General features: G+C 35.2%; 23 protein-coding genes. 15 read left to right on the top strand and 8 right to left on the bottom strand.

Annotated features, from left to right (window positions below):
* Positions 1 to 164 precede the first annotated feature (164 nt).
* The gene (locus I600_RS13880; RefSeq protein ID WP_058105165.1) at positions 165 to 608 is read left to right on the top strand and encodes a response regulator; all 444 of its coding nucleotides are present in this window, start codon (positions 165 to 167) and stop codon (positions 606 to 608) included.
* Positions 609 to 845: 237 nt separating this feature from the next.
* Here I600_RS13880 and I600_RS13875 read toward each other — a convergent pair whose 3' ends face one another.
* The 7 genes from I600_RS13875 to I600_RS13850 all read right to left on the bottom strand — a co-directional run bounded on the left by I600_RS13875 (position 846) and on the right by I600_RS13850 (position 8,929).
* Positions 846 to 1,838, bottom strand: coding sequence for a helix-turn-helix transcriptional regulator (locus I600_RS13875; RefSeq protein ID WP_058105164.1), 993 nt, complete (start codon positions 1,836 to 1,838; stop codon positions 846 to 848).
* Positions 1,829 to 1,990: a hypothetical protein gene (locus tag I600_RS19225; protein ID WP_156894535.1), complete on the bottom strand. Its 162-nt coding sequence runs from the start codon at positions 1,988 to 1,990 to the stop codon at positions 1,829 to 1,831. The genes I600_RS13875 and I600_RS19225 overlap by 10 nt, the downstream gene beginning before the upstream one ends.
* 106 nt (positions 1,991 to 2,096) lie before the next feature.
* A complete protein-coding gene (locus I600_RS13870; protein ID WP_058105163.1) occupies positions 2,097 to 4,028 on the bottom strand; it encodes a sensor histidine kinase in 1,932 nt (643 codons plus the stop codon).
* Positions 4,029 to 4,160: 132 nt separating this feature from the next.
* Positions 4,161 to 4,613 carry a response regulator gene (locus I600_RS13865; protein WP_245188891.1) on the bottom strand — a complete coding sequence of 151 codons (453 nt, stop codon included), beginning with the start codon at positions 4,611 to 4,613 and terminating at the stop codon, positions 4,161 to 4,163.
* A 24-nt stretch (positions 4,614 to 4,637) separates the two neighbouring features.
* Positions 4,638 to 5,138, bottom strand: a complete 501-nt coding sequence (locus tag I600_RS13860; protein WP_071342510.1) for a helix-turn-helix domain-containing protein — start codon at positions 5,136 to 5,138, stop codon at positions 4,638 to 4,640.
* A gap of 212 nt (positions 5,139 to 5,350) precedes the next feature.
* The gene (locus I600_RS13855; protein WP_058105351.1) at positions 5,351 to 7,147 is read right to left on the bottom strand and encodes an alpha-amylase family glycosyl hydrolase; all 1,797 of its coding nucleotides are present in this window, start codon (positions 7,145 to 7,147) and stop codon (positions 5,351 to 5,353) included.
* 129 nt (positions 7,148 to 7,276) lie between these two features.
* Positions 7,277 to 8,929 (bottom strand): sensor histidine kinase, encoded by a 1,653-nt coding sequence (locus tag I600_RS13850; RefSeq protein ID WP_058105161.1) that lies wholly within the window; start codon positions 8,927 to 8,929, stop codon positions 7,277 to 7,279.
* Positions 8,930 to 9,283: 354 nt separating this feature from the next.
* On the opposite strand from I600_RS13850, the gene I600_RS13845 reads away from it, so the two are divergent.
* From I600_RS13845 to I600_RS13780, 14 genes are all read left to right on the top strand, one after another.
* Positions 9,284 to 10,144 carry a sigma-70 family RNA polymerase sigma factor gene (locus I600_RS13845; RefSeq protein ID WP_058105160.1) on the top strand — a complete coding sequence of 287 codons (861 nt, stop codon included), beginning with the start codon at positions 9,284 to 9,286 and terminating at the stop codon, positions 10,142 to 10,144.
* A gap of 139 nt (positions 10,145 to 10,283) precedes the next feature.
* Positions 10,284 to 10,475: a hypothetical protein gene (locus tag I600_RS13840; RefSeq protein ID WP_071340352.1), complete on the top strand. Its 192-nt coding sequence runs from the start codon at positions 10,284 to 10,286 to the stop codon at positions 10,473 to 10,475.
* A 44-nt stretch (positions 10,476 to 10,519) separates the two neighbouring features.
* Complete coding sequence (proC, locus tag I600_RS13835; protein WP_058105158.1) at positions 10,520 to 11,335, top strand: pyrroline-5-carboxylate reductase; 816 nt, start codon at positions 10,520 to 10,522, stop codon at positions 11,333 to 11,335.
* Positions 11,328 to 12,116 carry a glutamate 5-kinase gene (proB, locus tag I600_RS13830; protein ID WP_058105157.1) on the top strand — a complete coding sequence of 263 codons (789 nt, stop codon included), beginning with the start codon at positions 11,328 to 11,330 and terminating at the stop codon, positions 12,114 to 12,116. Before proC ends, proB begins: the two co-directional genes overlap by 8 nt.
* Positions 12,116 to 13,315 carry a glutamate-5-semialdehyde dehydrogenase gene (locus tag I600_RS13825; RefSeq protein ID WP_058105156.1) on the top strand — a complete coding sequence of 400 codons (1,200 nt, stop codon included), beginning with the start codon at positions 12,116 to 12,118 and terminating at the stop codon, positions 13,313 to 13,315. The genes proB and I600_RS13825 overlap by 1 nt, the downstream gene beginning before the upstream one ends.
* A gap of 31 nt (positions 13,316 to 13,346) precedes the next feature.
* Positions 13,347 to 14,195 (top strand): GNAT family N-acetyltransferase, encoded by an 849-nt coding sequence (locus I600_RS13820; RefSeq protein ID WP_167342568.1) that lies wholly within the window; start codon positions 13,347 to 13,349, stop codon positions 14,193 to 14,195.
* A 156-nt stretch (positions 14,196 to 14,351) separates the two neighbouring features.
* Positions 14,352 to 15,053 carry an NUDIX hydrolase gene (locus I600_RS13815; RefSeq protein WP_058105154.1) on the top strand — a complete coding sequence of 234 codons (702 nt, stop codon included), beginning with the start codon at positions 14,352 to 14,354 and terminating at the stop codon, positions 15,051 to 15,053.
* 29 nt (positions 15,054 to 15,082) lie between these two features.
* Positions 15,083 to 15,958, top strand: coding sequence for a sugar phosphate isomerase/epimerase family protein (locus tag I600_RS13810; RefSeq protein WP_058105153.1), 876 nt, complete (start codon positions 15,083 to 15,085; stop codon positions 15,956 to 15,958).
* A gap of 166 nt (positions 15,959 to 16,124) precedes the next feature.
* A complete protein-coding gene (locus I600_RS13805) occupies positions 16,125 to 16,637 on the top strand; it encodes a hypothetical protein (RefSeq protein ID WP_058105152.1) in 513 nt (170 codons plus the stop codon).
* Between the two features lie 580 nt (positions 16,638 to 17,217).
* Entirely contained in the window at positions 17,218 to 18,492 is a 1,275-nt protein-coding gene (locus I600_RS13800) for a metal-dependent hydrolase family protein (RefSeq protein WP_058105151.1), read from the top strand.
* Between the two features lie 38 nt (positions 18,493 to 18,530).
* Complete coding sequence (locus I600_RS13795) at positions 18,531 to 20,291, top strand: serine hydrolase (RefSeq protein ID WP_058105150.1); 1,761 nt, start codon at positions 18,531 to 18,533, stop codon at positions 20,289 to 20,291.
* Positions 20,292 to 20,394: 103 nt separating this feature from the next.
* On the top strand, positions 20,395 to 20,787 hold the full coding sequence (locus I600_RS13790) for an endonuclease domain-containing protein (protein ID WP_082642977.1): 393 nt from the start codon (positions 20,395 to 20,397) through the stop codon (positions 20,785 to 20,787).
* A gap of 358 nt (positions 20,788 to 21,145) precedes the next feature.
* Positions 21,146 to 22,216 carry a hypothetical protein gene (locus tag I600_RS13785; RefSeq protein WP_058105149.1) on the top strand — a complete coding sequence of 357 codons (1,071 nt, stop codon included), beginning with the start codon at positions 21,146 to 21,148 and terminating at the stop codon, positions 22,214 to 22,216.
* A gap of 20 nt (positions 22,217 to 22,236) precedes the next feature.
* Complete coding sequence (locus I600_RS13780; protein WP_058105148.1) at positions 22,237 to 24,021, top strand: DUF4209 domain-containing protein; 1,785 nt, start codon at positions 22,237 to 22,239, stop codon at positions 24,019 to 24,021.
* Between the two features lie 101 nt (positions 24,022 to 24,122).
* Here the strand turns inward: I600_RS13780 and I600_RS13775 are convergent, their stop codons facing one another.
* Entirely contained in the window at positions 24,123 to 25,091 is a 969-nt protein-coding gene (locus I600_RS13775; protein WP_058105098.1) for an IS110 family transposase, read from the bottom strand.
* Positions 25,092 to 25,303: the final 212 nt, after the last annotated feature.

Here is a 25,303-nt window from a genome sequence, read left to right as displayed (position 1 = left end):
TTTTTTTAACTCAAAAAGATTAAGAACCTTTTAGGTATTGAGTTATTTTTAAAATCAATCGCATTATTGCACAACAAAGCCAAAAGCTAACTTGCAATTGAATTATCAGCACATATAGTGCATATTCAACCAAATAATTTTAGAGTACAAATTATTTACCGAACATGAGCAAACCAATTTTAAATGTTTTCCTGGCAGATGATGACAGTGATGACAGAACATTCTTTTCAGACGCTTTGCGTGAAATACCGATACCAACCAAGATTTCGGAATTTAACAATGGTGTTGATTTAATGGCAGAACTACTATCTGATACAGCAGCACAGCCAGATGTAATATTTTTAGATTTAAAAATGCCCATGATGGATGGTTTTGAATGCTTGGCCGATATTAGAGATTTAGAAAAATTTACTGATATACCGGTAATCATTTACTCTACCTCTTACCATCCTAAAGAAATTGACAGATTAGAAGAAATGGGGGCTTCATTGTACCTACAGAAACCCTCATCTTACAATCAATTAAAAACACTTTTACACAAATGCCTTCGATATGTAAAAAATACTGAGGGCAATATTATCGACAAGGAATTTGTAATCTCTATCTAATTCCCCTATTCATATTACCCTCCTCCTTTAAATTATATCTGAACACTTTTATATTTAATTATCAGTTTTTTTATTAATTGTTACATTAAATCAGTAATACCTAAATAGCACTTATCTGGCAAATAATTATTTTATAAAGCCAGATTTCGATTTTTGACACCACGTAATACTTCAGATTTTTCCAAAATAAAAAAGCCAGCTCTATGAGCTGGCTTTATCATTTTCATATCCTTTATCTTATGCAGAAAGAGATACGTTTCTAATGTTCATTAAGTAAGCTTTTGGCGTACAGTTGAATTTGTTTCTAAATATTTTAGAAAAATAACTTCTACTGGTAAATCCTATTGAATATACTATTTCGGAAATGTTCATATCAGAAGTCTGTATTAGCTCCTCCGCTAAAATTAAACGCTCATTTCTGATAAAATTGGTTACCGTGGTACCTTCCATCACTTTAAACCCTTCTTGAAGTTTTGTTGGTGATAGACCGTATTCTTTACTTAAATCCGTTACAGTATAAGGGTACTCTGGCTTTCTCTTAATTGCATTAACCGCCTCTTCAATTCTTAACAATTCTTTTTTGGTCAACATGGTAGAAACTTGCCCATCATTCTCCATATCTTGCTTACAATGTAAAATCTCTAACGCAAGGGTAAAATTCACTATTCCTTCAATAAGTAGCTTTCTTACCAGGCCTACCTGCGTAATAGCTCTAATCTGTAATAATTGTTCTTTAATCTTTAAATTAAAAGTACCTATATGTGGTTCTCCATCTTCATTTAGAAAAGTTGCGAATAATTGATCATAAAGTTCTTGATGGTTATTATTATCTATTGCACTACCATCTTGAGTAACCTTAATAATGGATAAATTGGATTTTGAAGCCCCTCTCAACTTAATATTTATTGTATCGTTAGATCCACCTACTACAACGGTTTGCAAAGCCTCAACTTTTTGAGAATCGCTACCTTTTGTAAATCTAAAATTACCTTCTAAACAGTAAACGAAATATAAACTACGGTTTTCATCAAGCTTTAAATCAAAATTAAAATCTTGATTTAAATCCATGTCATATTCAGTATAAGATATACCTGATCCTAATGAGACTGTTTGTATTCTACCTGTTCCCTTATCATTATCGTATTGAAGAATACGATCGCCTTGAAAGCTAGATATACTTCCACCTAACACATTGTTGAAATAACTTAATTGATTATGAACTATTTGCATGATAAATTGTTTTGAAGGTTATTATTTAACGCAGCCTCTTGTGCCTCAAAAGCATTTGATGAATCAGGAGTGCTACCTTTTACATTTGACGTTTGGTCATAAGAACTTTTTCGTCTTACGTTACCTACTCTAGCATATTGAAGATTATTCATAGGGACTTGCATTTCTTGTTGTTACAAAGATGCAGCCAAAGAAGGGTAAATGTGTTACATGATTTTTAGAAGCTGTTACACAATTTTAAGAAAGGCGAATTACGAACTATATTAAGGTAGGTAGGTAAACAATGAATTGCGTCCCTTTATTGATTTCCCCTTCGGCATGTATTACACCATTATGGGATTGAACAATTTTTTTACAAATAGACAACCCTAAACCTGTACCGGTAAATTCGGTTTTTCCGTGAAGTCTCTGAAAAATCTCGAATATTTTTTCTTGATACTTTTTCTCAAAGCCTATACCATTATCAATGAACTGTAATTTTACATAATTGATATTTGGTAGCAAAGTTTCTAAACTATCATTTTTGCCAGTAATAACACTACTTACAATCTTAATTTGAGGTTGAACCCCTTCCCTAATATATTTTAAAGAATTACCAATAAGATTAGCAAATAACTGTTCTAATTGAAACTGAATGCCGTTGACCACCGGTAAGTTTTGAGTAACAATTTCCGCGTTTAATTCATTTATACGCTCACCAAGGTCTTCAAGTACGTTATTAAGAACATCGTTAAGATCTACCCTTTTTGGTTGCTCATTAACCTCATCAATTTTTGAATATGAGAGAAGATTACTTATCAAATTTCGCATTCGATCAGATGAATATTTTATTTTATCCAAATATCCCTGAGAACGACTATTTAAACGCCCTTCTTCTTCATCGTGTAATCGACTGGCGAACATTTGTATTTTACGCAAAGGTTCCTGTAAATCATGACTGGCCACTCTATTAAAAGCTTCTAGATCAGCATTTGTCCTCTTTAGCTCAGCATTTTTAATCTGTAAAACGGATTCTTCCTCTATTTGATTGGTAACATCTCTTATAACGCCTACCATATACCAATTACCTTCTTTTTGGTAACACTCGCCAATGGTGTTCATATACTTAAGTTTATTAGACTTCGTATACACCCGAAACACTTGATCTGTCTTCGATTTTTTTCTTTTAGCCTCTTTAAAACTTGTCTTAACCTTTTCTATATCATTAGGGTGCAGAAAGGTCAATAAACGATCATACTGATTGTCAAACTCGTTAGGTTCATAGCCAAATAACCGGTACACATTATCTGAATACTTAATCTGTTCTTTCTCTAAATTCCAACGAAAACTACCAATATTGGCCACATGTTCAGCCTCTGACAATAATCTATTTTGTATGAAAAGTTCATTCTCATATTTCTTTTCTTTGGTAACATCTTTGGAAAATAAAATGAGACCATCGTTCATTTTAACAGCTCTAGTACTTAACCAAAATGATTCTTCCTTAAATATGAACTCCCTGGTATATTCTTTATTCTCTCCCGTAGCATAGCAGGTTTTCAATATTTCTATTACCCCGTTTTCAGAATTCTTTGGATAATATTCTAAAATACTTAGCCCTACTATTTTGTCGGCTTCTTCATTGGTAATTTCATCCATTCGATTATTTAAATAATCGATTCTAAAGTCTTTAACCTCACCGTCATTATTGAAAATAGGTTTTAAATAGCATATAATACTATCATTACTATCTAAGACGCGAACACCAAATAGATTGGAAATTTCCAATTCATGCGTTCTAGATTGTTTAGTACCCAGGGGTAGTTTGGACTCGGCATCGGTAATATAACTAGGTTCCAACTCAGCAAGGGTAATCAAAAGTCCATTGTTAAGGCACTTTGCATCTACACGGTAATTAAAAACCCCATCATTTTTATTTATAGATATATGTGTAGTATTTGGTTCTTTGGTAGTAAATACCTTATTGGCAACAGTTAATATTCCATCAACATTAGAAAGTTCAGTTAAATTTTGGTCAGTAATTACTTCGGTTGTTTTGCCAAAAAAATCAAGGGCTTTTTGATTGGCATACTTTATAATATACGCTGAACTTTTTGAAGTTACATCGGTTTCTGGTTCAATATATAGCAGTGCAGTGTTGAACCCGTCAACAATATCCTCAAAAAAACTGCCTACCATATTATTTACCATTATCTCTAACTATTTTTTTATTTTAGGTTAATACACTGCGAAGTAACCTCTTATAATATGATTTGACTAGTGCTAAAACAAAAAAAGTTGCTCCTAATGAAACAACTTTTACTTATAAGACCTATTGAAAATTTAAATTTTCAATAAAAAGTTCTCCTTCTTAAAATCGTTCAGGTGGTATGCCCAATTCATTTTAACTACTTGTTTCAATGACTTTTTAAGCTCGCTGAAACTAGAAGGTTTTTTTATGTAAATGTTTGCCCCTTTTTCAAAGGTCTCCTCAATATCTCTTTCTGCAGAAGAGGTAGAATAAATAGCCACCAACAAATCTTTAAGATGCGGTGTATTTCTAATGGCTTCTAAACACTCAAACCCATTCATTATAGGCATGTTCAAATCTAAAAACACCAAATCTGGAGTATTCTTCGTATCACTAAGCAAAAACTCCATACAGCTTTTTCCATTTTCCAATTGGTGCAAATCTGTATTAAGCTCTATTCCTTCTAACGCATCAGCAAAAAACTGTCTGTCGTCTTCGTCGTCATCTACAAGGAGTATCTTTAATTTATCCATTTCACTTTTCATGTATTGAAAGAAGAACCATTCTTCTTACTTTTTTCTAAACTTCAAGTATTGGGTAATTGTCAACCCCGTTACTTTTTTGAACTGATTCGATAAATGAGGTACACTACTAAAATTCAAGTCATGGGCAATTTCGCCCAAACTTGCATTTTCTAAAAGCACTAACTCCTTCACTTTTTCAATGCGCACTAAGATATAAAAATTCTCAATTGAGGTGAATGTTTTACTAGAAAACAAGTTTGAAAGATATGGATAACTAAAACCCAACTGATTAGAAAGTAATTCTGATATTTTTACGTTTCTAATATCCCCATCATACACCATTTTCTTAATGTATATCTTGATTTCCTCAACGATATCCCTATTCTCCTTTGTTTGGATTTTTATTCCAAAACCTTTAAGCTCTTTAGAAATTGACTCAAGCTTTTCATTGCTTAAATCTTCAGGTAGCTTAATAGTACCGTCTTCCAAAATTTCAAAATCAATCCCCGCTGCAACCATTGTTTTACGAAATACTTCACTAACCATTTTTTCAGGGTCGACTATGAAACTATATTCCATTTAAAAACAGTAATTAATTCGCAACAATTTAAGTTGTAAAAATATTATTTATATGAAACTTAATATAACAAAATACAATAAATATTGACCACTTTTGAGCCTATGGTGTAAATTAATTTTATTTGTAAGGTTATAACTAGAATTATTTATTGAACCAGTAGTTAAATACAGACCTACCGCTACTCCATGGTATAGATTAATGCTCCATACGCAGGTATATTCATTTTTCCAGTGAAATGTTTGGCGTCTGTGACTTTATCTACAAATTCTACGTCGGCAACTTCCATATTAGAAAATGCATTATCATAGATTTCACTACCTGCATTAATTTTTAAAATAAATGGCTGATTCTCATTAAGCCCTATACCGTAGTCTTTATATTCTTGATTGCTAAAATTCAAAATAATCAATACCGGTTCCGTAGGATCATTGGCATCAAAACGTTTGTAAGCTAAAATTTTGGTTTCGTTATTGACATGAAGAAACTCAATATGCTGACTTCTTAGCCCTTTGCCTCCGGGCATTTTTCCTGTTCTTAATTGAATAATATCACTGATCAAAGTTTCTATTCCTTCATGTTTTTCCAGTTTTCCCCAGTCTAAAGCTTCGGTGTCTTTAAAATATTCATCCTCGATAAACTCCTGTCCTTGAAAAAGCATGGGTATACCAGGTGCGGTCAACGTTAATACCATTCCCAATATGGCTCTTTTCTTGGCAAAATCGCTCTCTGCATCGCCTGGCTGAATTTCTTCTGGCACCCTTGCTTTACCATTGGCTACCTCATCATGAGATTCTGTATAAACTACGCGGCTAAAGGCATCGTTACTGTACTTAAAACTTAGGGCTCCTACGATTTTTTCCAAATCCCTACCTTCATCATGGGTATCTTCAATAACTTCCCTTACCGGATGCACAAAATTCATATCCCATTGTGAGCCATACATTAACCCACCATATTCTACGGCATCCGTCACCCTACTATCACCTTTCAAATCTTCTGCTATGGTCAAAACGTGTGGGTATTTCTCCCTAATCTCCATATTAATGTCGCGCATTAATATATTTCCTTCTTCTATTTCTGTATCATACCCCAATCCGCCACCTTCATAGCGTATGTAAGAAGTAGCGTCCATTCGCAGCCCATCACAATGGTATTTCTCTATCCACATCAATGCGTTATCTCGCAAATATTGGCGTACTTCCTCTCTACCATAATCTGGTCTGGTGTCTCCCCATGGTGTATCGCTTCTGTGATCATTATAAAAGTATATACCGCCTTTGTCATTTTCGCTCCAACCATCAAACTGCCACAGATCCACATCTGAAGGACCAAAGTGATTGTACACCACATCCATAATTACCGCAATTCCTTTTTTATGCGCCTTATTCACAAGTTTGGCAAAACCATCTGGTCCACCATAATCTTGTTCAATAGCAAATGGATGAGCCGGATTGTATCCCCAAGAAATTCCACCTGCAAATTCAGCCACAGGCAATAGTTCTATACAATTAACCCCCAAACCTTTTAAATAATCCAACTTTTCTATGACATTTTCAAAAGTACCTACGGCATCTGGTGACGACCTGTTAAAAGTACCAACATGCAGTTCGTAAATCACCAATTTATTCCAACTTGGCATTTTGAAATCGGTATCATCCCATTCAAAATCCAAAGATCTTACAACAGAATTTCCATTACTGTTCGTTACCTCAAACGCGTAAGGGTCATTCCTGGGCAATAGCTTACCATCATATTCAATAAAGTATTTGTATTCATCTCCTGAAGAAGCTTTATCCGTTACCACAGACCAGTATCCGTTTTCCTCTATCTCAAGGGGAATTTCTCTTTCAGACCAATTATTAAAGCTACCTGCCACAAAAACCTTGTCTGCATTAGGCGCCCATACTCTAAAGGTTACAGTACCATCATCTATGATAGCACCCATACCTGCCGATTTTGTTATAGTAGTATTCATATACCAAAAATAGACTGCATTTTTGGCTAACAATACTCTTAACGCACCATGCTTTAACTCAAAAAAATAAATTTTGAATAACCGCTAAATGAGATATTATGAAGTTAATTAATATTCTAAGATATATGTTTATTGCTGCTTAGGAACAACTACAGTAAAAATGGAACCATTGTTTAATTCGCTAGTTGCACCAATGTAACCAAAATGGTTCTGTACGATCTTTTTAACGATTGCCAAACCAATACCGGTACCAACATATTCTTGCTTGGTATGCAAGCGCTGAAAGACTTCGAATATTTTCTTAGAGAAATGCTCTTCAAAACCAATACCATTATCGGTAATGGTAATTTTAACATACTCCTTACCTTCCAATAAATTATCATCAATAATCTGTGCATTGCTTATAGTTTCCGTATCAATGGTAATAATAGGTGCAGTGTCATGCTTTACATATTTCAATGAATTAGACAATAAATTATAGACCAACTGTCTAAATTGAAATGGCACTACCTCCAATTCTGAAGAATTCAGTAAAGTAATTTTTCCGTTCTTTTTCTGAAGCTCTTCCCCTAGATCACTTTTTACGTCTTCTACCAGATTCTCCAGTTCAATTTTTTCAAATACCCGTTGCTCAGTATCTGCCCGTGAATAGGATAATAGATCATTAATAAGAGATTGCATTCTAAAGGCTGCGGACTGTATTTTTTTGAATTTTGTCTTACCGGAATCAGACAGTTTATCAAACTCTTTATCAAGTAAAATTTCCGTAAACATTTGAATCTTACGCAATGGCTCTTGCAAATCATGACTAGAAATATAGGCAAAGGACTGCAGTTCTTTGTTCATGGCTTCTAACTTAATATTGCTATCCGCCAATTCCTTGGTACGGTTCTCCACTTCCATTTTCAACTCGTCTGCAAATGATTTTTGCTTATCAATACTCATGGCCGTACCTACAAAGCCCACCATCTCTTCCTTCTCATATTTTGGAACTCCTAGCACTTTGAACCATTCATATTTACCGCTTGAATGTCTTTTGACCCTATACTCCAAGGCAAAATCGGTTTTGTTCTCTACAGCATGCCCAAACCCGGCATAGATCAGATCCAAATCATCTGGGTGAACCACATCTACCCAAACCTGCCCCGTAAAATCTTCTTCCTTTTCTATACCAACATAGTCCAATAACGCACGGTTGGCATATTGTATATTTATTTCCTTATCGGTTACCCAAATCCACACTGGCGAAAGGTTTGCCAGTTCCCTGAACCTTCTTTCACTCTCCTTTAATCTTCTTTCTGCAAGCACTGCTTCTGTTGTATCTGTCACAATGACCAAAACCCCAGACACATCGCCCTCCTCATCTTTTACCGGGCTATAACTAAATGTCCAATAAACATCTTCTATTCTACCGTTTCTAAAAATAGGTACCAATAAATTTTCTCTCCATATAGACTCACCCTTTTCCGTAACAACTTTTAACATTGGTTCAACTTCTTCCCAAGCTTCATCCCAGGCCTCTTTTCCATTTAGTCCTAAAATTTTTGGATGTTTACCATCGTCACCTAAAATTGGCCTATAAGCATCATTGTAAAAACTTTTTAAAGTCTTTCCCCAAAACAATAACATAGGAAAGGGTGAATTCAGTAGAATGTTTATGGTTGTTCTTAAACTCTGCGGCCAGCCATCAGGAGGTCCTAAAGGTGTTAGTGACCAATCTTTTTCTCGCATCAACCTACCCATTTCACCACCATCATCAAGAAAATGAAATTTTTTGTTCATAAGGCTTGCAAATAGAAGTTTCTAAAATTATGGTTATTGTACTCTTTACGTAAAAGCATTATAAGATTAGCTAAATTAAACTAGCTATTACAAATTAAATAATTTATTGAAGAAAGTCTTAACTCAATAAAATAGAATTGCTCTTTATTAAGACCTTGAGGAGTGATTGCAACAATGTGACTTTTCCATTCCATTTTATAAAAAACCTTAAAATTGAAAATGTTAGAAAATCAGCAATTTTGACTCAAAAACAAGCAAAAAACCCTTTAAAATAGTCAAAAAAATCATAAAACAAGTCAATTTCTTGCATTTTAACTGAATTTTACTATGTTACTGTTTAACTAAAGTTATTCTATGCGACAATTAAAGATCACAAAACAAATTACGAACCGAGATGCCAAATCATTAGAAAAATATTTTCAAGAAATCAGTAAGATAGATTTAATTACTGCTGACGAGGAAGTAGAGCTGGCGCGAAAAATTCGTGAGGGTGATCAAAAAGCATTGGATAAGCTAGTGAGCGCCAATTTAAGGTTTGTAGTATCTGCCGCCAAGCAATATCAAAATAGAGGCCTACGCCTTACAGACCTTATTAATGAAGGCAATTTAGGCTTGGTAAAGGCTGCAAAACGTTTTGACGAGACTAGAGGATTTAAGTTTATCTCATATGCGGTTTGGTGGATCCGCCAGTCTATTTTACAAGCACTTTCCAAGAATTCACGCATGATACGTTTACCTCAAAACAAAATAGCGGTTAGTTCTAAAATTTATCAGGTGTATTCAACATTGGAGCAAGAAAATGAAAGACCTCCAAGTGCTACGGAAATTGCAAAAGAATTGGATATGAGCGTTTCTAAAGTTAAGAGCTCTATGAAAAACTCCGGAAAATCCATTTCACTTGATGCTCCTTTTAAAGAAGGTGAATCCTCATCCCTATACAACGTATTAGAGTCTACATCTCTGGAAAGACCGGACAAAGATGTTATGGCAGAGTCGTTAGAAACAGACATCAATCAAGTTTTGCAAAAAATTCCAGAAAGACAGGGCGATGTTTTACGGCTGTTCTTTGGCCTAGGGAACCAACCTGCTATGAGTTTGGTTGAAATAGGCGAAGTATTTGATGTTACCAGGGAACGCGTTCGCCAAATCAAAGACAAGGGTATAAAATCTTTACGCCGTGCTTCTAACACAGAAGTATTAAGAGCCTACCTGTAAACCAAAGCTAAATAATTAGCTAATCACCTTATACACAAACTATTATTAACACCCCTTAAAAATAGTATAACATAAGCTTAACACCTCTAATTTGTAGTTGGTGATGCTTATGTTATGTTACTGTTTTAAAAAAGAATACATGAAATTAATCTACATCAAAAGAGAAAGTAATATCAAAGAATTATACAGAACACGCACCGGACTTATGAAATCGAAAGTGACATCGATCACCAAATATTTTATGGGAGTACCTATAAAAACCATTCACTCATACAAACAAATTTATCAAGGGCGTAAAAATAATGCCATTGAAAAAATGCTATTTATATAATCACTTTATCACACAAATATTATCCAATAAATTAAACAGAATTCATGAAGATATTAGTAATAGGAGCAGGTAACATGGGCTTAACGTATGCTGAGGGCATGTCCAAATCAAAATTACTTAAGAAAAGGAATATAATGGTGCTTGACACTTCTGAAGAAAAATTGGAGGAATTAAGAGAAAATCCTCAATTTGATGCCTTTGATGACCTTAAAAATTGTGCCCCACAGGCAGATATCATTTTTATTGCCGTTAAACCATACCATGCTGAAAGCGTTTTTTTAAAGCTAAACCCGTTAGTAAAACCTGGCCAGATCATGATATCGATCATGGCGGGCGTTACCATAGATACCATAAAACAATTAACGGGACTCACAAAAATAGTTCGTGCCATGCCTAATTTACCGGCCCAGATCGGTAAAGGCCTCACCTCTTTTGTAGCCTCTGAAGATGTTACCAGAATTGAGCTGTTGACCATTGAAAGTCTTTTGGACACCACAGGTAAATCTATATTGGTTAGTGATGAAAACTTTATTGACGCCTCTACGGGTATTTCAGGTAGTGGACCAGCTTACGTTTTCTATTTTATGCAAAGTATGATGGAGGCCGCTTTAAAAATGGGCTTTACCCCAAGTGTTTCTAAAGTACTGGTAGCACAGACCTTTACAGGAGCCATTGAACTTTTTAACCAAAATGAACTATCGCCAAATTCTTGGATGGACAAGGTAGCAAGTAAGGGTGGTACTACCCGTGCAGCCTTAGACTCTATGGAAAACAATAATGTTGGTGAATTAATTAAAGAAGCAGCGTTCGCAGCATTTGAACGTGCAGTAGAACTTGGAAAAGAAAAAGTAAATGTATAAACAGAAAATAGTAATTAAGGTAGGCACTAACGTCATGACCAATAAGGACAATCGTATAGTGAGACCGGTATTACGAAATTTGGTACAACAGATTGCAGAACTATATGAACGTGATATTTTAACCGTATTGGTATCCTCAGGATCTGTAATTGCAGGTCGCGAGGTGCTTGGTACATCGTCTATAGAGAACGACACGCAACGCAGACAGGTATATTCGGCTATTGGCCAACCTAGAATGATGCGATTATACTATAACATTTTTCATGATTATGGTATGAAATGTGCCCAGGTACTTCCTACAAAACGCGATTTTACACCTGGTGTACACAGACAGAACATGATCAATTGCGTAGAAGGTCTATTGTCCGAAGGGGTAATACCGATCGCCAACGAAGATGATGCCGTATCTGTCACCATGAGTATGTTTTCTGATAATGACGAACTGGCAAGTTTAATAGCCCAACTGATAGATGCTGACAAGCTGATTATTCTAACGGATATTGACGGACTCTATACCGGTAACCCTAACGAAGAAAGCAGCGACCTTATAGCGCATGTTAATCCTGAAGAAAATTTAGAAGAATTTATTCAAGATAACACCAAAAAAGCAGGTGAAGGTCGTGGTGGCATGGGTTCTAAATTAGATTACGCTCAGCAAGCCGCCGCAAAAAACATACCTACGTTTATTGCCAACGGTAAAAAAGATCGGACGATCATTGATATTATAGAAGGAAAAAATGTGGGTACAAAAGTTACCCTTGAAGAAAAAGCAGAAGCATAATGAAGATAATTTCAACAGAAATAAAAAATAAGGTTTTAAATAGTATGATGTTACTTTTGGATACCAACCGAAGTAGCATTCTCAACGCCAACAAGAAAGATCTTGATCTGTTTACCAAAGAAGATCAAGCTATGTATGATAGACTTATTGTAACCAACGGCAAAATTGATGGTATGATCGGATCTATTAAAGAGGTGATGTCTCAAGAAGATCCTGTGGGTAAAATCATTTCGACCAAAAATTTGGATAACGGATTAGATATTACCAACAAAACAGCTCCTTTTGGTACAATCATGATCATCTATGAATCTAGACCGGACGTTACCATTGAGGCAGCGGTTCTTGCTTTTAAGGCCAATAACAAAATATTGCTAAAAGGTGGTAAAGAAGCGCTTTACAGTAATACAATTCTTGTTGAACTATGGCACAAGGCATTAGAGGAGAACGGACTGTCTAAAGACTACATTCAACAATTGACCATGAACAGGGAAGAAACACAAGAGTTCTTAAGAAACCCTACTGAAAAACTTGACCTCATCGTACCTAGAGGTGGTGAACGCCTCATTAACTTTGTAAAGGAACATGCAAAATGTGCCGTGTTGGTTAGCGGAAGAGGAAATAACTTTTTATTTGTAGATAAAGAAGCGGATTGGGAAAAAAGCGTTAAGGTCATCATGAACGCCAAAACCGAAAAAATATCGGCATGTAATGCTTTGGATAAAATATTGATCAATTCCAATATTGAAAATTACGAGCAGAAATTAGCGGATATTTACCAACTTTTAAATACAAATGGTGTGGAAACATTGGTTGATGCCGATGTAAACAATATTCTAAAAGATGCTCAACAAATACATGATGAAGCAATTTGGAAAGAAGAATTTCTAGCCATGAAATGTTGTTTAGGTGCTGTTGAATCTCTAGATGAAGCGGTAGAAAAAATAAACGATAATTCTGGCGGACACTCTGCCACTATTATGACCACCAATAAGAATACGGCACTACAGTTTATGGAAGAAGTAGATTGTGCCGCAGTATACCAAAACGCATCTACTAGGTTTACAGATGGCGGTCAAATGGGTGTTGGTGCAGAACTTGCGATTAGCACAGATAAATTGCACCACCGTGGTCCATTGGGTCTTAAACAATTGGTAACCAATAAATATTATGTATTTGGCGACGGACAAATTCGTGAGTAAGAATCAGGTTCCCCCTAAGAAAAGTGAAATAATGTTCGAAACTATAGAAAACATAGACGGCGCCTTGGTCTATCATGGCAACATGCACAAACGAATCTTTTTTTCTGAAGCAGAAAATGTCAACCTAGACCATTTACTTCTCAAAATGAAAGATTTGGCCAAAAAGAAAAACTACGAAAAAATACTTGGCAAAGCATCTGAAAAAGGTGTCAAGGTTTTAAAATCAAAGGGGTTTGTAGTGGAGGCTAAAATACCAGGTTTGTATCGTGGTACAATTGATGGCTATTTTCTTGCAGAATACACCAAGCAAGAACGTCTTGCCCATGATGATAAGACCAAAAAGACCATTAGCACGGTAAAGACTATTGCAGAAGCCGCTAATAAACCTCAAACAGATCCACATCTTCAAATGCCTAGTGACCTTAAAATAAGGTCACTCACAGTCTCGGATTTCTTAAATTTAGAAGATTTACATAAGAAAGCGTATAAATATCACCCGCATCAAATTAAAAATGCGGAATACTTCTCTAAATTAAAGAGTTTGAACCATGAGTTCTATGGGCTCTTTCAAGATAATCAATTACTGGTTTCTGCCATACTTGCTATTGATGAAAAAGAATCGAATATGGAGATTGTAGATTTTGTAACCCATCCAGATTTTAGAGGTCAAAATCTTTCTTATTACCTTGTACAGGATATTAAGGGTCAAATGAATATTTATGGATGCAAAACCCTTTATACCATGGTAAGGGCTACCTCATACGGTTTAAACATCACCTTTAGCAAACATGGGTTTGTTCTTGCCGGCACTCTTACCAATAATTGTATGGTAAGAGATGCTATGGAGAGTATGAACGTTTGGTATTACAAAGAAAAGTAATATAATTTTAAATATAATGAATGCCGGTTTTGAGCCTATGACTACTCAAAATCGGCATTATTTATTTATTGTCTCACTTTATGACAATAATTCTTTGATAGTGTTCAATTTTGTGCTTTATTTGAAAAAACTATTCAAATTTTATCAAATTCACTCATGAAAGGTGCAAATAATACGAATTACATTCCTAACCTTTCTTATGATTGTGTCATATTCGGTTTTAATGGTAAGTCGTTGAAAATACTCATTCTTGAATATCATAACACTGGTTTTTTTGCACTACCGGGTGGCTTTATCAGAAAAAATCAAAGTTTAAAAGAAGCCGTTCAACAAGGGGTAAAAGAACGTACAGGATTAACCAATGTTTACCTAGATCAGTTTCAGGTATTTGGTGAAGTTGACAGGGCAGATTCTTATGCCATGAGCCGTATTTTAGATGGTAGCAACAAAAACACGCCGGAAAACCAATGGATGATGGATCGTTTTTTAACCGTTGGCCATTACGCATTGATCAATTATGAAGAGGTAGACCCAAAACCAGACCATTTATCTGACAGTATTGGCTGGTACGCAATAGATGATGTTCCAAAATTAATGATGGACCACAATGAAATAGTGGAGAAAGCATTAGAGGTTCTTCGTAATAATATTAGTGAAAAATTGATAGGGCTCAACCTATTGCCCCAAAAATTTACCATGAAACAATTACAACAGGTTTTTGAGGCAATCCTAGACCAAAAATTAAGACGTACAAGTTTTCAACGTAAAATGCTGTCATTGGATATTTTAGAACGTCATGAGAAGCTTTTTGAAGGCAAGGCACACAAAGCACCTTATCTATATAGCTTTAAGCAATAAAAATAATATTCACACTTTATACAACAACAATGAAAAATTCAACTAACAACTTATTTAAATGCATGGCAATTGCCATTTTTATGCTGGGCACAATAACTACTTTTGCCCAAAAAAAATTTGGAGGTCTTGCGCTTTACACGGTCAGAGATGATATGGGTAAAGATGCCAAAGCTACTTTACAAGCAGTAGCAGATGCCGGCTACAAAAACATTGAAGCCGCCGGTTATGAAGATGGAAAATATTATGGTATGACTCCAGCTGACTTTAAAGGTTTATTAAAATCTTTAAAACTGAAACCGATCAGTACGCACCAAAGCGCGGTTACCCTTGACAATGCCGATCAAATGATGGCAGATGCCAAAGCCGCAGGTTTTAAGTATTTCGTTGTTCCTATTCCACCAATGGGCATGTTTACCTTTAACCAAGAGAACATGACTATGGGCATGACCGGTACCGTAGAAGAACTGGCAGAAATTTTAACCACCTTAGGAGAAAAAGCAAATAAGGCAGGGTTAAAATTATTATACCATAATCATGATTTTGAATTTAAAAAGAATGAAAATGGTATTGTACCCATAGACTACCTATTGGAAAATGTAGACCCAAAATTATTGAACTTTCAAATGGATCTTTATTGGGTAACCAAGGCTGAGGCCAACCCAATTGCTTACTTCAACAAATATCCGGGAAGATTTAAAATTTGGCATGTAAAAGACATGGATGAGCAAGGAAGATTTGCCCCTGTTGGCACAGGATCTATCGGTTTTGAAAATATCTTGGACAACAAAGAACTTTCTGGCATGAAATATTACATGGTAGAACAGGACATGACATTTGACGGACTAAAACCTTTAGAAGCTATAAAAATAAGCCATGAAGGCATTAAAGAAATAGGTTTCAAATAAATTTAAATACCAAACAACGGAGACTGCCCCAAAGAATTTATTTTCTTTGGGGTTTTCTTTTTTTTGCACTGTCCAGATTAAACCTTTCATAATTTTTTAGGTCTAAAACTCTTATTAACTATAATCTTACATTTGCACGCGCAAAACCGACTTTAAAATTTATAAAATGAAAATGACCACCAGTTTACGAATGAGAATTATTCACCGCTACCTAGGCTTCTTTCTAGCAGGTATTATGGCTATGTATTCCATAAGCGGAATAATCATGATTTTTAGACAGACCGATTTTCTTAAGAGTGAAAAAATAATTGAGCAGCAATTACAGCCAAACTTAAAAGCTGGTGAACTTAGCGGGGCACTACGCGTTAAAGGTGGCATAAAACCGGAAAAAATGGAAGGTGATATAGTCTATTTTAAGCAAGGGCAATACAATAAAGCTACAGGTATGGCTACCATAAAAAAGATGGAACTTCCATTTATTTTAGATAAGATGGAGCACCTCCATAAAGCCACGACCAATAGCCCTGTTTATTTCTTGAATATTTTCTTTGGGCTATCACTACTATTTTTCGTGATTTCATCATTTTGGATGTTTTTGCCCAAAACTTCAGTTTTCAAAAAAGGACTTTATTTTTCTTTGGCAGGTATGGTTTTGACCATTATACTGCTATTCGTTTAGTACAAACTCGACTAATTCAAACGTGAACCGTTGCAAGGAACTTTCTTTGCAGCGGTTTTTTTTGTTTTAGTAGCTATCAGTATAATGACAATACCAAAAACCTCCCCTCTCGGGAGGGGATTGAGGGGGTGGGTAAACGGGTGCTGTAGATTTCATGGAACATGCTAACCCGGTAGGACCCACCCCTAGCCCCTCCGAGGAGGGGAATAGTTTGTGACTTTTATTAGACATTTTAGATAAAACACACTTGGTAACCTTTTTGAAAACGTAGCTCTCCAACAACCAAAAAACCCAAAACAAAGACGAGAACCTCCCCTCTCGGGAGGGGACCAAAGGGGTGGGTAAACGGATGCAGAAGATTTCATTGAACATGCTAACCTGTAAGAACCCACCCCTAGCCCTCCTAGGAGGGGAATAGTTTGTGACTGTTTAAACTCCATCCATTAACCTTTAATTAATCAAACTTCTGTATCTTTCCATAAGCAAAGCACTCTCCCCTAACACTTTATAATATTATCTTTATAGTAAATCCATAACCATTGGATTTTTTTAAAAAACCGAAAAATAAATATCTGACCAAATGAAAAAAGTTTTAACCCTTCTTATCCTTTTAGCAACTACATCATCCGTTTTAGCACAATCAAAACTCATAAAAGCAGCTTCTTTTTTAGATGTTAGAACCGGTAAATTAATTTCACCTGCCAACCTGCTCATTGAAAACGGAAGTATCAAATCCATTAATCCAAAGGCATTGCCTGAAGGTTTGGAAACGATTGACTTAACGGGTAAAATATTGTTACCCGGGCTTATGGACATGCACGTGCATTTAGATGGGGAATTTAAAGGTAATTGGGACTATGTATATAAGGAAAGTTCCAGTCAAGGTACTATTAGGGCTGTTGCAAATGCTGAAAAAACATTGATGGCAGGCTTTACCACTATAAGAAGTATAGGGCAATTACATATTACCCCAGAGTTAATTGATGTTGCCGTTTCAGAGGCTTCTGACCAAGGTACCATAGCTGCACCACGAATTATTCCATCGGGACATATGATTACCATTAGCGGCGGACACGGGGATATTTCTTTAGGACTGGCGGAAGGATTGGTTACCGTAGGTCCCAATGACGGAGTGATCAATGGTAAGTATGATGCCATAGAAGCGGTAAGATATCAAATTAAGCATGGTGCCAAATTCATAAAAATGCACGCCACGGCAGGTGTACTCTCTATGGAAGATGCCATTGGCGCCCAACAACTAAGCAATGAGGAAATGAAAACCATTGTTGACGAAGCTGCTAGACACCATATTAAAGTTGCCGCCCACGCACATGGTACAGAAGGTATTAAAGAGGCGATAAAAGCCGGTGTGTACTCTATTGAACATGGGTCTATTATAGATGATGAAGGTATTCAACTTATGAAAGAAAATGGTGTTTATCTAGTACCTACCAGGGGGCTGGCCACTATAATAGAACCCATGATAGATAAAATGGATCCCGTTATGGCCGGTAAGGCAGAATATGTAATGCCCATTGCCAAACAAAACCTTACCAAAGCTATAAAAGCAGATGTCAAAATTGCCTTTGGGACGGACACGCCTATTATTCCCCATGGAAAAAACGCCATTGAATTTGCGGCATTAATAGATTGTGGTATGAGTACTAAAGAGGCTATCAAAACCGCTACTACCAATAGTGCAGAAATGCTAGGGCTCACGGATCGTGGTGAATTAAAAGAAGGTATGCTCGCAGATATTATTGCTGTAGACACAAATCCAATAGAAGATATCTCCACTTTGGAACACGTAAAATTCGTGATGAAAAACGGTACAGTTTACAAGAATGAAAAATAAATAACCTGGAGTAATTCAATCAATCAAATAAACAAATTATGAAATCATTACATCGCAGTATTGGCAGTACGTTACTTACTTGTCTATCTGTTGTACTCTTTTTAGGCAACGCAGCAATCGGGCAATCAAAATCAGAAGAAATAGATGCACTCCTAAATCAGTATCTCTCATATGGCAAATTCAATGGCTCTGCCCTAGTTGCCAAAGATGGTGAGGTTATTCTTAAAAAGGGTTATGGTATGGCGAATATGGAGTGGGATATTTCTAACAGTCCCAACACCAAACATCGTTTAGGATCGATCACCAAGCAATTTACCGCCATGCTTATTCTTCAATTGGCAGCGAATGGAAAGCTAGATCTACAAGCTCCCATAACTACATACTTACCAGAATATCCAAAAACTACCGGAGACCAGATTACCACCCATCATTTATTGACCCATACTGCCGGCATACCCAACTACACTTCATTTCCTAAGTTTTTTGAAGAAGATAGTCGCGACCCATATTCGCCAGAAGAGTTCACTAAAAAATTTCAGGATATGGAATTGGAGTTTACCCCTGGGGAAAGATTCAATTATAGTAATTCGGGGTACTTTCTCTTGGGTTTGCTTGTTGAAAAACTATCCGGCAAAACGTATGAAGAAATGCTAACGGAACGTATATTTTCTCCACTAGGAATGAAAGATTCCGGATTTGATCATCACTCCAACATCCTTAAAAATAGAGCTACAGGCTATGAAAAAAATGGGAGCGAATTCATCAATGCTCCTTACCTAGATATGTCCATTCCGTATGCCGCAGGATCTCTCTATTCTACCGTAGAAGATTTATATCTGTGGGATCAAGCACTATATACCAACAAATTGTTACCTCAAAAATATATGGATATGTATTTTAAACCATACATACCTGCATTTGGCAGTTTTCACTATGCCTACGGATGGATGACCGGTAATGAAGCTCTTGGGAATACAACGGATAGTATTGCCGTAATTAGCCATGGTGGCGGAATTAACGGATTCAACACACAAATTTCCAGAGCGCCATCGGACCGATCATTGATTGTGCTTTTAAATAATACAGGCGGAGCTCCCTTAGGTCAAATTACGCAAGCTATTCTCGGTATTATAAACGATAAAAGCTATGATCTCCCAAAAGCTTCCTTGGCATCTAAAGTTTTAGAAGTTATAGAGACAGCAGGTATTGATGCAGGAGTAGCCTTTTATGAGAAAAATAAAGACAATCAAGATTTTGATGTCAATGAAAATGAGATGAACCAAGCGGGATATAAATTATTAAGGTCTAACAAAACCAAAGAAGCTATTCAAGTCTTTAAGTTGAATGTAGACGCGTATCCAAATTCCGCCAACGTATATGATAGTTATGCCGAAGCGTTAATGAAATCAGGTGATAACAAAGGTGCCATTGAAAACTATACCAAAACGGTAGAAATGAATCCTGGAAATATAAATGCGATAGATATGCTTAAAAAATTAGGTGTTGATACCAGTAACTTCACTAAAGAGTTTGAAGTACCAGAAGCACTACTGGAAAGTTACCTAGGCGTCTACGAATTAATGCCCACTTTTAAAATTACAATTACCAAAGATGGTAAACAATTAAAAGCACAGGCAACGGGACAACCATCGTTCAATATTTTCGCCAAATCGAAAGATACTTTTTACTTAAAAGAAGTTGCCGCACAAATTCAGTTCATAAAAGACGAAAACGGAAATACAGAAAGTTTGACCCTATTTCAAAACGGACAGGAAATGAACGGTATGAAGGTGGAGTAGTGTGAGATTGATTAGTTTTAGAACGTAGACACCTTAACATCAAAACAAGAAGCCCCGAAAATCTTGCCCCAACCCTAAAGGGTGGATTTTCTACAATACAGAAGTGAAAAAAGATAAAACAAACGTATCTGGAATGCACCATGGAGCAACACCTTCGGTATTTAGAAATGCTGCAAAACTGAGAGCTTCTATGACTGAAACAGAATGTATTTTATGGAATTATCTCAAAACCAAACCACAAGGTTATAAGTTTAGAAGGCAACACCCTATTGCAGGTTATGTTCTAGATTTTTATTGTCATAAACTAAAGTTATCCATTGAAATTGATGGTGGTTATCATCTAAAACCAGAGCAAATAGAAAAAGACATAGAAAGAACCACGTATCTAAAAGATATTGGTATTTCCGAACTAAGATTCACAAATGATCAAGTACTAAATGATTTTAAAGGGCTAATTAATTACATTAACTCAATATTGCGCGCGAGCACCCTTTAGGGTCTAGGCGAGCGTCGACATCATTAAAACGTAACTCCCCAAAAACCAACAAACCCAAAAACAAAGACGCTAATCTCCCCTCTTGGGAGGGGACCAAAGGGGTGGGTTCTTAGGTGTTCTAATCTCAATTATAAACCTCCCCGCCCCATAACAGGCAGCCCATTTATTTTTCTGACAGTTTTACGGAAACCCGTAAGAAAATATGCCGAAAACTTCTTTATATTGCATTAGCAAGCAAAGTATACTCCCCTACCACTTTAGCTGAAAATATTTTATAATAGCAATTGCACATATACCTTACTATTTACGAATATGTGTAATTGTGCACATACACAATAGTTAGCTGCAATTTGAAAAAATGGATGATTATATAAAAAAAGAAGTACTTCAAGCTATTGAAAAGATAGAATCAATTGAAAAAAAATTCAAGGATAAGCAGGAATTGACTTTGGAAGAATTAGAAAGTTTGTTTCTTTTTTATCAAATTGAGAATAAGCAAACAGCTTTATCTGATAGTAGATTTGATTATGTCAAATTTCGACATTTGTATTTAATTTATAGTTTGGACTTGGAATTCAAATCAACTTTCTATAAGCCTAATCCAAATAAAAGAGCAAGTCAATATGTTGATTTAAAAAAACTTAAAGAAATTAACGAAAAGGAATATAATCCAGAAACCCATAAAGCATTAGAAGATTTTAAAATCAGTAATGAATTAATAATTCCTGTAAGTGAATCAGAAGTGCAAAAAGACAAGGCATTTTTGGAAAAATGTGCTGAAAATTGGGCGGTTGTTTGTCTAGATGAAAGACATTCCGATGAGAAATTAAAAACCATAGCAAAAGAGACCAGAGATACACTAAAAAAGAAAAATATTGAGGATTATCTGAATGGAACTTTAGTGGAAAGTGAGAGCAAAGATGTATTTAAAGGTCTCTTAAAGTCTTATTACGTTTATCACGAATCAATTAAGATTATTGATTCAATAGATTCAAGAAATGAAAATAGATTTTTTACTTTAAATAGTGTAAGTTTTGAAATCAATCATTATTCATTTACTCACATAATTAACAGACATTATGCGGAAATACTTTCATCACAAAGTATTGTAACAACGAAAAGCTTTCATAACACTAAAATTAATCCCTACACAATTCACCTATTCATTCAAGACTTAATTTCATTAATTAGAGCCAATGGAATTGAAAATAAAATTGTAGTAGAAAAAGGACAATCTATCTTAATTAAATTTCACGGACATAATTACGCCCTATTTTTTAATGAATATAAGCACGACAAGTCAAAAATGGTTTTGGAAACATTTTTTATTATTGAATCTGATAATCCGAATGCTACAAGGCTGATTGACAAAATAAATAATTCACAAATCGTTGAATTAAATAAAGATTTATCAATTTATATTAATTAGAATCTGCAGCTAATGCTCTTATGAATGAAATTCCCGACGAATTAATAGAATTCTATAACTCAATTGAAAATCTCAATTCATTGAGTACTTGGAATATTCAAAGAGAAATTAAACAAACTTCAAGAATCGATGGAGACTGGGAGGACAAACTAATCATCGAAAGAAAATCATTAAACTATAATTTAAATAAAGGGGAACTAAAAACAAATGTTCAAGTCACAGACACGAAAGGTGAAATTGTGGAAATTGGACTTAAAAAGAAAGACCTAGAGTATTTAAAGAATAGGTTAGATGAAACTAAAAATACTTGGCTCAAATCTAGATATTCACATCTATTATGGCAAGAAACAAAACATAACAAATATGCAGAAATAGCAATTGACAACTATATTCACACTATAAATAGAATAAAGTCAGATGAAGCTAATGAATTACCAATTATTCTTTCAGCAATTCTTTTTATATCAAAAAAATCAAAGAAGAGAATAGAAAAAGCTAAAGAATCCGCAATTATTTTAATTAACGACTTACCAAATTGGTTTAAGTCAAATATTCTAAATTCAATTTTAGATAATAATATACTCTCAAGAGAAGAATTAAATGCCATAGCAGAAAAATTACCGAATTGGATAGAAGACGATAAATCTGTTTCATATTTTTCTAATAAAAGCACTTTGGATTCTGGAATAAAACTATATAATTCTCTTGAACTTCCATTGAATAAATTATATGAGTTATTAGCTAAAAACGAGGATATAATTATTCAACAACATCCTGAAGATACCGACTTTGTAAAATATACAACTATTGGCACTAAAGCTAAATATTTAAGGTTGGCAGGAAAACTAGAAGAGGCTGAAGAAGTATTAAAAGAATATAATAGATTAAAACAAACAGTAAAGCTAGGAAAAGTAAGTTGGCAACTTGGTGAAAAAGAAACAGAAATGTTTAACGAATATCTTAATATGAAATCTAAAGTCATATTAGATATGCCAACAGAAGGCATACTCGCTTTCTTTTCAATTAACGAGGACATACTTGTCGACCCAATCGAAAATGAAGAAAACGCAAAAAAATCAATAAAGAAATCAATTAGTCATCTCTTTAGTACAAGTGTTTTTGACATGAACAGCAACTTCAAGAATCTCAAAGATTCAGAGAAAATTGAAAAAGAAATAATTCAAAGCTATACAATTTCTCACGGAGTTAAATGTTCCAGTCTTTTTCTTAAAGTATTCGTAGATGGTATCCTAACAGGTAAACTAAATTATTATAAAATATTCGAATTTTTGGAAACTCATACTTGGTATGGTCTTAAATTCAAGCGAGGAATGACTGATAATGAAATTGACCAAAACTCATCTTGGTTGACAATGCTTGCACCTGGAATTCATAATTTATTCGCTCAATTTGAACTATCTGTTTTGATGAATACTAACAAAATCAACAATTTCATTTTAGCGATGGACTCTCTGACTGTTAAATTTGAAGGAGCTTTAAGAGATTTTATTCGTTTGTCAGGTGGAAATACGTCTACATCAAAAAGAGGAGAAATCAAGGAACAACTTCTTGAAGAATTACTGGACAATCCAACAACAAAAAAACATTTCACAATAAAGGATATTGAGCTATTCAAATACACATTCACGTTAAAGGGAAAAAATTTACGGAATAACATCGCTCATTCATTTTTACAATACTCTGATTATAATTTACAAGCTGTAATATTAGTTTTCTTCTGTATTTTAAGACTTGGGAAATATACATTTGAAGAAAAAACAGCAGCTAACAAAGAACTGAGATAAAAAACAAACAAATTCTTCTTTAATCCGAGACAATATTATTTCAGGCTCATAGATTCAATAACTTGATTCTTTGAGCTTTTTTTATTCGATCTAGCTTCTATTTATCTAGGCAATATTGAAACGTAAGTTTCATCATATGGCCTGCCAGATTTTGCAATGGCAAAAGACTGCTTTAAAAGTTTGTTGGCAACGGCTATCAGTGCCAGTTTCTTGCTCTTTCCCCTGTTCACGATCCGCTCATAAACCTCTCTGCATGCCCTATTGTGCTTACAAGCGTTAAAAGAACATAGAAATAATAGGTTGCGAAGTTTTCTATTGCCGACCTTACTTATTCGCGCACGACCTCTCACACTGCTCCCCGATTCCCGTATCGTTGGGGTTATACCTACATAGCTACAAAGCTGTGCCGCATTTTCGAACTTATTGAACCCATCGGTGACCACTATTAGGAACAATGCAGTCTTTTGACCTATACCGGGTATTGACATCAATAAAGTCAATTGCTCCTGTTGGTCCTCTTTTACCAATGACAGAATCTTTGATTCGATAGCGGCTACCTCTTTATTGAGCAGTTTCTTATTACGTATCAAGGAACGATAAACAAACTTTGAAGGTATGCCCAGAACAGCTTCTCCGTGTATCTTGTTCTTGGTCGCGGTACGTTGTTTTAAATAGATATCCAATAACCGGAACAACTGTAAGCATTCGCTCTGGATATCCGTCAAGGCATTGTAAATAGGTACCTCGTTGACCAGTGCATATTCACATATAGCCTTGGCATCGCTCTTATCCGTTTTTACTTTAGCCAGTTTCATTTGAATGAAACGTTTTACGGATAATGGGTTTACTACTGAAACTATTACCCCATTTTTGTAAAGAAACTGGGCAAGTCTATAATGATAATAACCGGTAGCTTCCATAACGACCAATGAACATTTGGGCAGTTCCTTAAGGAATTTCTTAAATCCAGTTTCATCGTTCTTATACTGGTCGTGACCTTTGTTACTACCATGTACATCAAAGACATCTTTACTGATGTCGACTCCAAAAGTTTCTTTATATTTATTCATAAGATATGTTTTACGAAAGAACCGGCTACTTCTGCTCACAACAACTTGAAAACGAGATCTAAGGTCTCACAGAACTGAACGTGATCTAAGTAGTAAAAGAGAGAGGATTATCAATGTTGTCGAAGTCTAAAGCTTCACCGTATATAGTAACCTTAATTCTCTCTTTTGTTCTTTCTAGTTATATCAACAATTTACTGAGAATCAAACTTAAG

Origin of the sequence: Maribacter dokdonensis DSW-8, assembly GCF_001447995.1 — a bacterium.
Classification (GTDB): domain Bacteria; phylum Bacteroidota; class Bacteroidia; order Flavobacteriales; family Flavobacteriaceae; genus Maribacter; species Maribacter dokdonensis.
This window is presented reverse-complemented; position numbering and strand designations above follow the sequence as displayed.